Source organism: Acinetobacter johnsonii ANC 3681 (genome assembly GCF_000368805.1).
GTDB classification, from domain to species: domain Bacteria; phylum Pseudomonadota; class Gammaproteobacteria; order Pseudomonadales; family Moraxellaceae; genus Acinetobacter; species Acinetobacter johnsonii.
The window spans coordinates 130,168-142,427 of sequence record NZ_KB849705.1 but is presented as its reverse complement, the minus strand read 5'-3'; the positions used below and the strand labels follow the sequence as shown (position 1 = coordinate 142,427).

Below are 12,260 nucleotides of genomic sequence, written 5' to 3'. Positions count from 1 at the left end.
TTGGCACAGCCTTTGCATCGTCTAATCTGAAAGAGTGATCTAGGGTTCCGATACATATCTATTTTATGTATGTCAGCGACCGAGAGTTCACGGTTCGAAAGAGCTACACGGAGGGATAAAAGCCCGGGAGGTAAACAGTTACGATTTAGGCAGAGGCGCATGAGCACAATAACTTATCACGACGATAACGCACTATGGACTGAACTTTTACCGGGTGGGCATCACTGGTCTGGGCGTATTCAACGCGGCACTGTTTTACAGTTTAAAGCCTTGGGGGCACAAGCCAACGTTTCACTTTTCTGTGTCAACAGCGAAGACAAGGTTGAACGCTTTAATATGCCCGATAGCTTAAAGGCACAGCATACGGCATTTTTAAGTACAGGACATGTGTTGTATTCGGACTTAGGTCGGGTTATGGCCTCAATTGTTCACGATGATCATGGTTGGAATGATGCCCTGTGTGGTCCAAGTCGCACAGAACAGATCCAAAAACAATTTGGCACTCAAACTTTCCAAGATACACGAAATGAGATGTTTCGAAGTGGACGCGACAGCCTGTTACTTGAAATGACCAAGTTCTCATTAGGTCAAGCCGACCTGTCAGCTACGGTCAACCTATTCTCTAAAGTTCGCCCTGATGATGCAGGCAACTTATCTTATATCGATGTAGACAATACCCATCAAACTATTGAACTGCGTTTTGAGATGGACTGTCTGGTGTTCTTATCTGCTGCGCCACATGGTTTGAGTCAAGCAACAAAGTATCAACCTGCCGATATTCAAATGCGCTTATTCAAAGCCTCCGCTTTAGCAGTACACGATGTCTGTCGTGATTCATGCCCACAAAACCAACGCGGTTTTCAAAACAACGCACGTTATTACGCATTTGATGCTGCTTAAGCCCGAGGAGAATACGCATGACCAGTTTACAAGCATTTAATCAAACCATTTTAAATGAAGTCTGTCCAGCGGGTGAGGCATGGATGTGTGAAGTCCAGAAAGGGCAGTATTTCCGCATTATTGACCTCGAAGGCAACCAAGCAGTCGATACTTTATTGATTTCTGCGAGCAATCCTGAAGAACGTTACAGCGCAACCGATACTCTAGCCATTAATCAGCAGATTTATTTAGAAAAAGGCACAGCTCTATATACCAACTATGGCAACAAAATCGCCACGATCCATGATGATAACTGTGGTCGCCATGACACCTTAGGCGGTGCTTGTTCATGTGAAAGTAACACCGTACGTTATGCACACGACACATTTCCGATGCACAGTTGCCGTAATAACTTTATGACAGCTTTAGCTTTGCACCCTATCGCAAAAAAGCATGGACTAAATGTCCGTCATATTGGGCCGAATATTAACTTCTTTATGAATGTACCCGTGAGTAGTGATGGGCATCTCAAGTTTGATGATGGAATATCGGCGCCGGGTAAATATGTTGAAATTCAAGCAGAGATGGATCTCATCGTGCTGATTTCTAACTGCCCACAACTGAACAACCCCTGTAATGCCTATAACCCGACCAAAATTCAACTGATTGTACGTAACGGCAAGGAGTAATCAGCATGTTTAAAAAAGTTCTCATTGCCAACCGTGGTGCAATTGCCTGCCGAGTAATTCGTACATTAAAGAATTTAGGCATTCAGTCTGTTGTGGTGTATTCAGAAGCAGATCGTGATTCCTTGCATGTGACTTTGGCTGATGAAGCGGTATTTATTGGTGATAGCCCAGCCAGTCAAAGTTATTTAAATATTGAAAAAATCTTACAGGTCGCGAAAGAAGCAGGTGCTGAAGCTATTCATCCGGGCTATGGTTTCCTGTCTGAAAATGCGGAGTTTTGTGATTTGTGTGAGTCACAGGGCATTGTGTTTTTAGGGCCAAATTCTGCACAAATGTGTAGTTTTGGCTTAAAGCATACTGCGCGTGAACTAGCCATTCAGGCGAACGTGCCATTGTTACCGGGTAGCCAACTTTTAGCAGATGAAGCGGAAGCACTGGTGGAGGCGAATCGTATAGGCTATCCCGTGATGCTGAAAAGTACCGCAGGTGGTGGCGGTATTGGTATGCGTTTGGTGTGGAATGAAGCAGAGCTTAAAGATGCTTATGCAACGGTATCTTATTTGGCACAAGCTAACTTTAAAGATGCAGGCTTGTATTTAGAAAAGTTTGTGGAAAATGCGCGTCATATTGAAGTCCAAATTTTTGGTGATGGCCAAGGTTTGGTTTTGGCTTTGGGAGAGCGGGACTGTTCAGTACAGCGCCGTAACCAGAAAGTAATCGAGGAGACCCCGGCACCGCATTTAAATAATGAACAACGTGCTTATATTCAAGGTGTTGCGGTTCAACTGATGCAGTCAGTGAATTACCGTTCGGCAGGTACGGTTGAATTTGTGATGGATACTGACACCCAGCAATTCTATTTCTTAGAGGTGAATACACGTCTACAAGTTGAACATGGCGTGACTGAACAAGTGTTTGGTGTAGACCTTGTGGAATGGATGGTCACTTTAGGTAGCGGTGACTGGACTGCACCAACAGATACACTTGCACCTAAAGGCCATTCGATCCAAGTCCGTTTATACGCTGAAGATCCAATTAAGAACTTTCAACCCAGTGCTGGCTTACTGACCTATGTCGAGTTTGACCCGCAGGCCCGTAATGAAACATGGGTGGAAACAGGTTCAAATGTGTCTTCCTTTTATGATCCGATGATTGCCAAAATCATTGTGACCCGCGAGAACCGTGAAAGTGCAATTCAGGCCATGAGCGATACTTTGGCAAAAACCTCAGTGGCAGGAATTGAAACCAATCTTGAGTATTTACAAAATATTATTGCCGGTGAAGTGTTTACAGCGGGGACACAGACTACACGTTTCTTAAATACTTTTGAGTGGAAAACCCAAAAAATTGAGGTATTACAGTCCGGTATTCAAACGTCAATACAAGACGTCACAGGTCGTTTGGGTTACTGGGATGTTGGAGTGCCACCATCGGGTGCAATTGATCCTTTATCTTTAAATGTAGCCAATCAACTATTGGGGAATCTATTTAATACCGCAGGGCTAGAATGTACATTGCAAGGTCCAACTTTAAAATTTCATTGTGACAGCCAAATCGTGATTACGGGTGGCGACATGCTTGCAACATTGGATGGTGTCGACGTTGCCATGTGGCAGACCCTTAATGTTAAAAAAGGGCAAATTTTGAAAACAGGTAAAATCACCACAGGTTGTCGCAGTTATATTGGCATTAAAGGCGGGTTCAATGTACCTGCCTACTTAGGCTCGCAAGCGACTTTTACTTTAGGTCAGTTCGGTGGTCATGCAGGACGTAATTTACTCATTGGAGATATGTTGCCCATTACGGCTTATACCTCGATAGAAACTGTTGCACTGAGTACAGTGCAAGTGCCGAGCTTTAGTCAGACTTGGAACATTGCAGTGATGTATGGACCGCATGGAGCGCCTGACTTTTTCACCAAACGAGATATTGAGCGCTTCTTTGAGCAAGAATTTGAAATTCACTTTAACTCAAGTCGTACAGGCATTCGTTTAGTCGGTGAAAAACCTGAATGGGCGCGTACCGATGGTGGTGAAGCAGGGCTGCACCCTTCGAATATTCATGATAATGCTTATGCCATTGGCGCGATTGACTTCACTGGAGATATGCCAATTATTTTAGGACCCGATGGTCCAAGCTTGGGCGGTTTCGTTTGTCCAGCGGTGGTGGTTAGCTCAGAACTATGGAAAATTGGTCAGCTTAAAGCGGGCGATAAAGTTAAATTTATCCCAATTTCTTATGATCAAGCACAAGTATTAAATCAAAAATATAGCGCAGCGTTAACCGCAGATACGACTGAAAATGTAGAATTTTCTCCAAGCTTTCATGCTGAAATAGAGACCTTATCAGATGCCGTTTTAGCGACATTAAAAGGTGAGGACGCTAGACCTGATGTAAGCTATCGTCCCGCAGGTAATAGTTATCTGTTGGTTGAATATGGAGAGTTGGTTTTAGATCTCAATTTACGCTTCCGTATTCATGCTTTAATGCAATGGGTTAAAGACCAAAGTATCGAAGGGATTATAGACTTAACACCGGGTATTCGTTCGCTGCAAATTCATTTTGATTCATTGGTGCTAGATCAAAAACATTTATTATGCCTTTTACAGCAAGCAGAAAGTGAATTGCCTGATGTGACAGCAATGGAAGTGCCTTCGCGCACAGTCTATTTGCCTTTGGCTTGGGAGGACTCACAAACTCAGTTGGCGACTGAACGTTATATGCAAACAGTCCGTCCAGATGCGCCGTGGTGTCCTGACAATATTGAGTTTATTCGTCGTATCAATGGTCTAGACTCAAAGCAAGCAGTGAAGGATATCGTATTCAGCACCAATTATTTGGTGATGGGTTTGGGAGATGTGTACTTGGGTGCACCTGTGGCAACGCCGCTGGACCCACGTCATCGTTTAGTAACTACCAAATATAATCCTGCACGTACATGGACGCCTGAAAATGCAGTCGGTATTGGTGGCGCGTATATGTGTGTCTATGGCATGGAAGGCCCGGGCGGTTATCAGTTTGTTGGACGTACAACCCAAATGTGGAGTCGTTACCGCAAAAACCCCGACTTTGAACAGGATAAGCCATGGCTACTGCGCTTCTTTGATCAAATTAAATTTTACGAAGTGTCTGAAACAGAACTGATGCAAATGCGGGAAGACTTTAAAGCGGGGCGCTTAAAGCTTCGTGTAGAAGATGGGGTTTTAAATTTAAAAGAATATAATGACTTCCTCATTGAAAATGCAGCATCCATTTCGAGTTTTAAAGCGGTACAGCAAGCGAACTTTGAAGAGGAACGCCGTCGCTGGCATGAGGCTGGTTTGGCTGAATATGTTTCTGAAAGCCTAGATGCTGTTTTAGATGACAGTGAAATTCAAATTCCTGAAGGTGGCTGTGCAGTCGAGTCGCACATGCCGGGTTCTATTTGGAAAATTGAATGTTCCTCTGGAGACATTGTGGAAGAAGGGGCAACTTTGGCCGTGATTGAAGCCATGAAAATTGAAATTCCCATTATTGCACCTGAGCGGATGAAGGTTGAAGCCATTACCATTGAAAAAGGGCAAACGGTAAAAACAGGTCAGGTGCTGTTTACACTGGCACCTGTAGCCTAAATTCAAATACCAAGAAATACAAAAAAGACTGCTTAAGCGGTCTTTTTTCGATTCTGAAAGGAGAATTTATCTAGTGCTGACAATAAATCGTTTTGTTAAATCGAGATTGCAACCCATAACAAAAAATAGATTGTTATGAAATGGTTATAAAATGATGTTTTGAATCAAAATATGCTAATTTAGTGAGACGCTTAAAAACATTATGGCTTGTATGAAAAAAACATTACTCGGCATGTTATTCATGTTAACTTCATCAGTGCTTATGGCAAATACGCCAAGTCAGCCTGAGGATACTCAAGCATCAAATCAAAATAATATTCGTGTAACGACACGCCCTGAAATTGTGGGCTTATGGGGAATGGAAATTCCAAATAATCGTAAATGCGTTGAATACTATAATTTTAAAAGTAATAGTGATGTTGTGATTAAAAGTGGGGAAGAATGGTCTACGGGAATTTATGATTACCAGCCATCAACCGACAAAAATGTGCAATTACCTGCTTTGATTTTACAAGTCAAATTTGATAATAACCAAGTGGATTGTTCTGGGTCTCAAGAAGATCAGACTGGTGAAATGTCTCAGTATTTTGTGAAATGGCAAAGTCCATCGACCATTAATTTTTGTGCCAATGATAAAGCACAACAATGCTTTGCAACGCTACGTCGTGTACTGCCTTAATGAATTCTTTTATAAATAAAAAACCGCGATAAATCGCGGTTTTTTATTTAAGGATCAAGACAATTATTTATCTTGATTTCCTTCAATTTGCTTTAATAAATGCTTTTCAAGGTAGTGAATATCCATCGCTTGTTCACAGAATTTTTCATCTTGAAGAATCAAATCTTTATGCAATGGAATATTGGTTTTAATACCGGTCAGAATCATTTCATCAAGCGCTTGGCGCATTCGAGCAAGTGATGTTTTACGATCCTTACCATGTGCGATCAGCTTTGCAATCATCGAGTCATAGTATGGCGGAATGCTATAGCCTTGATAGATATGTGAATCAAGACGAATACCTGCACCACCTGGCACATAAAAATTCTCAATTTTACCCGGTGAAGGTAAGAAGGTCGTTGGATCTTCAGCATTGATACGGCATTCAATCGCATGACCTTTGACTTCAACTTGATCTTGTTCAATTTCAAGACCTAAGCCACCAGCAATGCGGAGCTGTTGTTCAATAATGTCGATACCTGTCACCATTTCAGTTACAGGGTGCTCAACTTGAACACGTGTATTCATCTCAATAAAGAAGAATTCACCATCTTCAAACAAGAACTCGAATGTACCTGCACCGCGGTACTGCATTAATTTACAAGCATTTACGCAAGCTTCTAAAATGTCAGCACGTGCTTGTTCAGGTAAATTTGGCGCTGGCGCTTCTTCTAACACTTTCTGATGGCGACGCTGTAAAGAACAATCGCGGTCATAGAGGTGAATCGCGTGGCCATTACCGTCAGCAAGAACTTGAACTTCAACGTGACGAGGTTTTTGTAGGAAACGCTCCATATACACCGTGTCATCGCCAAACCACATTTCAGCATCACGTTGTGCAGCTTGAACGGATTCGAGCAGGGTATCGACACGTTCTACAATACGCATACCACGACCACCACCACCAGAAGCAGCTTTCACGATCAATGGGAAACCAATTTCTTTAGCTTCAGCCAGCGCATTTTGCGGTGTAACCGCATTTGCAGAACCCGGTACGGTTGGAACACCTGCTTTACGCATTGCTGTAATCGCAGAAACTTTGTTACCCATCAAACGGATGTGTTCAGGGCGTGGTCCAATAAAAATGAAACCTGAGTTTTCTACAATTTCAGCAAATTCAGCATTTTCTGATAAGAAGCCATAACCTGGGTGAATGGCATCTGCACCTGAAATTTCAGCTGCTGTAATAATGGCAGGAATATTCAAGTAGCTTTCGCTGCTCGCACCTGGTCCAATACATACTGCTTCGTCTACAAAACGTAGGTGCATTAAGTCTTTGTCGGCATCTGAATAGATCCCTACAGTCTTAATCCCTAAAGTTTTGCAGGCACGGGTGATGCGAAGGGCAATTTCACCACGGTTTGCAATTAAAACTTTTTGCAACATTATAAGTCCCCGTCTATTACGCGCGGTAGCGGAATAATGGTTGACCGAATTGGATCACTTCGCCGTTTTTCACTAAAATTTCTTCAACCACGCCGCTTTGCGTTGCTTCAATCGGGTTCATGATTTTCATTGCTTCGATAATACCAAGTGTTTCACCAGCAGTGATGGTTTGACCGACTTTAACAAATGGCGCTTCACCTGGGCTTGGAGCCGCGTAAAACACACCAACCATTGGAGATGTTTCTACAGCACCACGTGGTGTTTTAGCCGCTGGAGCTTGAGCAACAGGAGCCGCCATAGCAACAGGAGCACCAGCTGCAACAACTGGACTACGACGAGTCAGCGCAATCGATTGATCGCCTTCTTTAACTTCAATCGCTTGTAAGTCAGATTCAATCATCAGGTCGATGAGTTTCTTGATTTTACGAATATCCATGTGACAGTATTCCTAATTATGATTGCATAGAGGGTTGAATTTTAGTGAGAGCGTAATTGAGCGCAGCGCTATAACCTTGAGCACCTAAGCCACAAATAACGCCAACGGCTTTATCTGATAAATATGAATGATGTCTAAACGCTTCGCGCGCATGAACATTCGATAAATGAACTTCAATAAATGGGATGGCTACACCAAGCAGGGCATCACGTAGAGCAACAGAGGTATGCGTGAGTGCAGCTGGATTAATAATAATAAATTGGACGCCATCCGCTTGAGCTTGATGAATACGGTCGACAATGGCACCTTCCCAATTACTTTGAAAAGTGTCGAGAGAAATTGAAGCATTTTCAGCTTGTGCAATGAGTTGCTGATTGATGTCGTTCAGCGTTAGAGAACCATATACTTCTGGTTCGCGCTTTCCTAGCAAATTTAGATTCGGTCCATGAATAACCAAAATGGTCGAACTCATTTAGCTTGCTCCATTTATAAATTGCAATAAATCTTTGCAAGATGGCTGCAAAGTTTGCGTATTATGGCATAAAGTTCTACATTTTTTTTATAGTTTGTTTGAATTGACGTAGATGCTTAGTGCCAAACTTCGGCAATATAATGTAAATTTTGCAAGGAATTGGCAATGTTAAAAGATTACAAATTTTCGGATTATTACTCTTTTTTACATTGTAAGCCAAATTGACCAAAAGCAGCAGATTTGTTTTCGTTTTGTGCCACAGGTACAACTCAAGTCTTGAAAAGAGGGCAGCTCAGACTTCTTAGTCGGTAGCTCACTCTGCATCAGATCTAGATCAATTCTTATATGGCTAAACTGTATATCAAAATAAAACTGAAGTCTGATATGGTTTGTATCTGTAGATGATCTGATCAATTTATTCTAGCTATTTTGGCTGGCTTGACGACCATGATCAATTCAGTTGCTAAGCTTTATTGGATCAACATTGAACTGGAAAATATCACTTTCATCAATTAAAACATTAACTTGTTACATTAAAGTGTAGATGGACGCTTTTGTCTGTTGTTAACATCTATTTAGCTGACGTCATTAACTTTTAGCAAAAAACTGAAAAACTTGAAACAGTAAGAGGAAAACTCAGGTTTCTAAGGGGCTTTTCAGCATCCTCCTTGCTGATAAATTTTCCGTTAAATAAGCAAAAGACTGTAGAAAAATTGCTGAGTAGCAGATTGTATTGGAAAAATATCCTCCTATTGCGTATGGGCATTTGCTGAGCGAGAAGATTTTATAAAACAAAACGATTGGCTATTTTGCTCATTTTAACTGGGTAGATTCGGCTTTACATGATGGGATCTAGTGAGTTTAGGATTGGCAATAAGTGAAATTCCGAAGATATGATTTTGAAATCATAATAATTTTAGTTTGTTTTATATACAATTTTTGAGTTTTAATGATTTTAAGATGAAAAACAGAATGAGCTAAAGCCATCATCTTTTTAATGCTGAGTTTTACGCATTCTTACCTCTTTATTTAAATAGATAAAAAAACAGCCCATGTTGGGCTGTTTTGCGTTCAGATCTAGATCATTAAGCAATAAAGTCTAAGATGGCCTGATTGAAGGCTTTGGGCTGTTCGATATTTGAAATATGAGAGGCATCGATTTCAAATAGGGCACTACTTCGGATGTGATTCACCATGTACTGTGCATCTGAGACTGTTGTTACGGGGTCTTTACGCCCTGCAATAACAAGTAAAGGCACGTAAATACTTTCGAGTTTTTCACGTAAATCCGCTTTAGCCAAAGCTTCACAACAACTCGCATAACCTTCTGGGCTGCCAGCACCTAAGTCGTTTGAAAGCGCTGCTACAGTTGCTGCGTTGCTTTGGATAAAGGGTTCGGTAAACCAACGGTTTGCAGCCGTCGATGCAATGGGTTCTAAACCTTGGGTGCGTACTAATGATGCGCGATCATTCCATGCTTGTTCAGTGCCAATTTTGGCAGAGGTATTACATACAATGGCACGGTGAAAACGTTCAGGTTTATGAATGATTAACCACTGACCTGTAAGTCCGCCCATTGAGATACCGCAAAAAATGGCTTTCTCAATGTTTAAATGATCCAGTAAATGGATCAGGTCTAGACCAAGTTGTTCAATATCATAAGGCCCTTGAGGTGCGGAAGACTGACCATGCCCGCGAGTGTCATAGCAAATCACAAAATAGTTTTTCTGGAAAAAAGTAATTTGTGGTTTCCACATGTTGAAGTTTGTGCCTAGCGAGTTTGAAAAAACGATCGCGGGATTTTTGGGGTCACCAAAGGTCTGATAGTGAATTTCGGCATTGTTTGAAGTAAACCTTGGCATATGCTTTTCCTTAATTCATTAAAAATTTTGAGTGTTTCCACTGTTGTTATCAACAAAAAGTGTTATGAGCAGAAACACCACGTCAGATCATAAGAAGGGTTAAACCCGCTGAATAATCATTGCAATGCCTTGGCCGACCCCAATACACATTGAACATAAGGCATAGGTTCCACCCGTTTGTTCTAACTGGTTTAAAGCCGTGGTGACTAAACGTGCACCCGATGCACCCAGTGGATGACCAATCGCAATTGCACCACCGTTTGGATTCACTTGTGTGGTGTCATCTGCCAGACCTAGGTCACGGGTAACGGCCAGTGCTTGTGCAGCAAAAGCTTCATTCAGCTCAATCACATCCATCTGCTCTAATGTCAGATTGGCTTGTTTCAGTAACTTTTTGATGGCAGGTGCAGGTGCAAAGCCCATAATGCGAGGTTCAACCCCCACAGCTGTAGATGCAATAATCTTGGCACGGGGTTTAAGTTGGTACTGCTCAATCACTGCTTCTGAAGCGATCAGTACAGCAGCCGCACCGTCATTGATGCCTGATGCGTTTCCTGCAGTGACGGTGCCTTCTGCTGTCACGACTGGCTTCAGTTTTGCCAAAGCTTCCAAGGTGGTCGATGCACGTGGATGTTCATCCGTGTCGACCACAATCGGATCACCCTTACGCTGTGGAATATTCACAGGGATGATTTCATGCGTAAAAAAGCCTTGAGCTTGCGCGGTTGCGGTGCGCTGTTGACTCGCCAAGGCAAACTGGTCTTGATCTGCGCGATCAATATTAAATTGTTGTGCCACGTTCTCCGCGGTTTGCGGCATGGTGTCTACACCATACATCGCTTTGAGCTTAGGATTGATAAAACGCCAGCCCATAGTGGTATCTTCAATCTTCTGACTACGGCCATACGGGGTTTCTGATTTGCCCATGACAAAAGGTGCACGAGACATACTTTCGACGCCACCTGCAATGATCAGATCGGCTTCACCTGCTTTAATCGCACGCGCTGCCATGGCAATCGCATCGAGTGATGAGCCACATAAGCGATTCACTGTCGTGGCAGGAACTTCAACGGGTAAGCCTGCAAGGAGTGCTGACATACGCCCCACATTACGGTTATCTTCACCCGCTTGGTTGGCACAACCATAAATCACGTCATCGACTTGGGTCCAATCTACACTTGGATTACGTTGCATTAAGGCTTGAATTGGCACTGCACCCAAGTCATCGGCACGGATCGGAGCGAGTCCACCTGCATAACGTCCGAATGGAGTACGAATGGCATCGATAATATATGCGTCTTTCATGTTTAATCTTGTCCTTTAAAACGGGACTCTGCTGATAGATCAACTGTATCTATTCACGACGGAGTCTTATCGTGTTCAGTCAAATAGCAGTAACTCATTCTCGTCCCTTTTTTAAAAAAGTGACCAAAAACTTTGTCATCAACAAAACCTGTTCACTCACAGCAATTTTCCACTGCTGTTGCAAAAACAATATTTTTAAAGCGCTCGACAGGTTGTTGATGACTATAAGCTCTAGCAAATTTTTCTGAAATTTACTGTGTCGCATCCACTAAAGTTGCACCCGTCATGGCCTGCAATTCTACAAAGCTTAGACCGTCGACTTTTTCAATCACTTTTAAACCGTCTGCGGTGACATCAATCACACACAGGTCGGTATAAATACGATCGACACACTTCAAACCTGTTGCGGGATAGCTCAATTCAGCTACGATCTTTGGTTCACCTTGTTTGGTCACATGGTCGGTGGTGATAAAGACTTTCTTGGCACCGACAGCTAAGTCCATTGCACCGCCGACCGCAGGAATTGCATCAGGGGCACCCGTGTGCCAATTGGCCAAGTCACCATTAGCTGCCACTTGAAAGGCACCCAAGACTGCAATATCTAAGTGACCACCACGCATCATGGCAAAAGAGTCTCCATGATGGAAAAAGGCACCGCCTTCGAGCATAGTCACATATTCTTTACCCGCATTGATCAACTCAGGATCTTCCTGACCTTTTTCAGGTGGTGGACCAAAAGCCAATAAGCCATTTTCAGAATGTAAGAAAACGTCTTTGTCTGAAGGCAGGTAGCTGGCAATCTTGGTCGGTAAGCCAATCCCAAGATTGACATACGCACCATCTGGAATATCTTGTGCCACACGTTCTGCAATTTGGTTACGGCTGAGTTTTTGATAGCTCAT

At 42.7% G+C, this 12,260-nt stretch carries 10 protein-coding genes and 1 riboswitch; of the genes, 4 read left to right on the top strand and 6 right to left on the bottom strand.

From position 1 onward, the window contains the following. Positions 1 to 28: 28 nt before the first annotated feature. Positions 29 to 132: riboswitch (guanidine-I (ykkC/yxkD leader) on the top strand. Positions 133 to 159: 27 nt separating this feature from the next. From F946_RS04915 to F946_RS04900, 4 genes are all read left to right on the top strand, one after another. After that, entirely contained in the window at positions 160 to 900 is a 741-nt protein-coding gene (locus F946_RS04915) for an urea amidolyase associated protein UAAP1 (RefSeq protein ID WP_004979759.1), read from the top strand. Between the two features lie 17 nt (positions 901 to 917). Beyond that, on the top strand, positions 918 to 1,568 hold the full coding sequence (locus tag F946_RS04910) for an urea amidolyase associated protein UAAP2 (protein WP_004979758.1): 651 nt from the start codon (positions 918 to 920) through the stop codon (positions 1,566 to 1,568). Between the two features lie 5 nt (positions 1,569 to 1,573). Next, on the top strand, positions 1,574 to 5,179 hold the full coding sequence (uca, locus tag F946_RS04905) for an urea carboxylase (RefSeq protein ID WP_004979757.1): 3,606 nt from the start codon (positions 1,574 to 1,576) through the stop codon (positions 5,177 to 5,179). 241 nt (positions 5,180 to 5,420) lie between these two features. Continuing rightward, positions 5,421 to 5,858, top strand: a complete 438-nt coding sequence (locus F946_RS04900) for a hypothetical protein (RefSeq protein ID WP_224216854.1) — start codon at positions 5,421 to 5,423, stop codon at positions 5,856 to 5,858. 63 nt (positions 5,859 to 5,921) lie between these two features. On the opposite strand, the gene accC is transcribed toward F946_RS04900, so the two are convergent. The 6 genes from accC to F946_RS04870 all read right to left on the bottom strand — a co-directional run bounded on the left by accC (position 5,922) and on the right by F946_RS04870 (position 12,260). Continuing rightward, positions 5,922 to 7,283 (bottom strand): acetyl-CoA carboxylase biotin carboxylase subunit, encoded by a 1,362-nt coding sequence (gene accC, locus F946_RS04895; protein ID WP_004979754.1) that lies wholly within the window; start codon positions 7,281 to 7,283, stop codon positions 5,922 to 5,924. Positions 7,284 to 7,299: 16 nt separating this feature from the next. Next, the gene (accB, locus tag F946_RS04890) at positions 7,300 to 7,719 is read right to left on the bottom strand and encodes an acetyl-CoA carboxylase biotin carboxyl carrier protein (RefSeq protein WP_004979753.1); all 420 of its coding nucleotides are present in this window, start codon (positions 7,717 to 7,719) and stop codon (positions 7,300 to 7,302) included. A 16-nt stretch (positions 7,720 to 7,735) separates the two neighbouring features. Further along, a complete protein-coding gene (gene aroQ / locus F946_RS04885; protein WP_004979752.1) occupies positions 7,736 to 8,191 on the bottom strand; it encodes a type II 3-dehydroquinate dehydratase in 456 nt (151 codons plus the stop codon). A gap of 1,085 nt (positions 8,192 to 9,276) precedes the next feature. Continuing rightward, the gene (gene pcaD, locus F946_RS04880) at positions 9,277 to 10,053 is read right to left on the bottom strand and encodes a 3-oxoadipate enol-lactonase (RefSeq protein ID WP_004979751.1); all 777 of its coding nucleotides are present in this window, start codon (positions 10,051 to 10,053) and stop codon (positions 9,277 to 9,279) included. Positions 10,054 to 10,152: 99 nt separating this feature from the next. Further along, the gene (gene pcaF / locus F946_RS04875) at positions 10,153 to 11,358 is read right to left on the bottom strand and encodes a 3-oxoadipyl-CoA thiolase (protein ID WP_004979750.1); all 1,206 of its coding nucleotides are present in this window, start codon (positions 11,356 to 11,358) and stop codon (positions 10,153 to 10,155) included. Between the two features lie 251 nt (positions 11,359 to 11,609). Beyond that, a complete protein-coding gene (locus F946_RS04870; protein WP_004979749.1) occupies positions 11,610 to 12,260 on the bottom strand; it encodes a 3-oxoacid CoA-transferase subunit B in 651 nt (216 codons plus the stop codon).

Bases quoted from the DNA above. Each gene is read 5' to 3' on its own strand.
- F946_RS04915 (WP_004979759.1), top strand. From the start codon at position 160: ATGAGCACAATAACTTATCACGACGATAACGCACTATGGACTGAACTT.
- F946_RS04910 (WP_004979758.1), top strand. From the start codon at position 918: ATGACCAGTTTACAAGCATTTAATCAAACCATTTTAAATGAAGTCTGT.
- uca (WP_004979757.1), top strand. From the start codon at position 1,574: ATGTTTAAAAAAGTTCTCATTGCCAACCGTGGTGCAATTGCCTGCCGA.
- F946_RS04900 (WP_224216854.1), top strand. From the start codon at position 5,421: ATGTTAACTTCATCAGTGCTTATGGCAAATACGCCAAGTCAGCCTGAG.
- accC (WP_004979754.1), bottom strand. From the start codon at position 7,283: ATGTTGCAAAAAGTTTTAATTGCAAACCGTGGTGAAATTGCCCTTCGC.
- accB (WP_004979753.1), bottom strand. From the start codon at position 7,719: ATGGATATTCGTAAAATCAAGAAACTCATCGACCTGATGATTGAATCT.
- aroQ (WP_004979752.1), bottom strand. From the start codon at position 8,191: ATGAGTTCGACCATTTTGGTTATTCATGGACCGAATCTAAATTTGCTA.
- pcaD (WP_004979751.1), bottom strand. From the start codon at position 10,053: ATGCCAAGGTTTACTTCAAACAATGCCGAAATTCACTATCAGACCTTT.
- pcaF (WP_004979750.1), bottom strand. From the start codon at position 11,358: ATGAAAGACGCATATATTATCGATGCCATTCGTACTCCATTCGGACGT.
- F946_RS04870 (WP_004979749.1), bottom strand. From the start codon at position 12,260: ATGAGCTATCAAAAACTCAGCCGTAACCAAATTGCAGAACGTGTGGCA.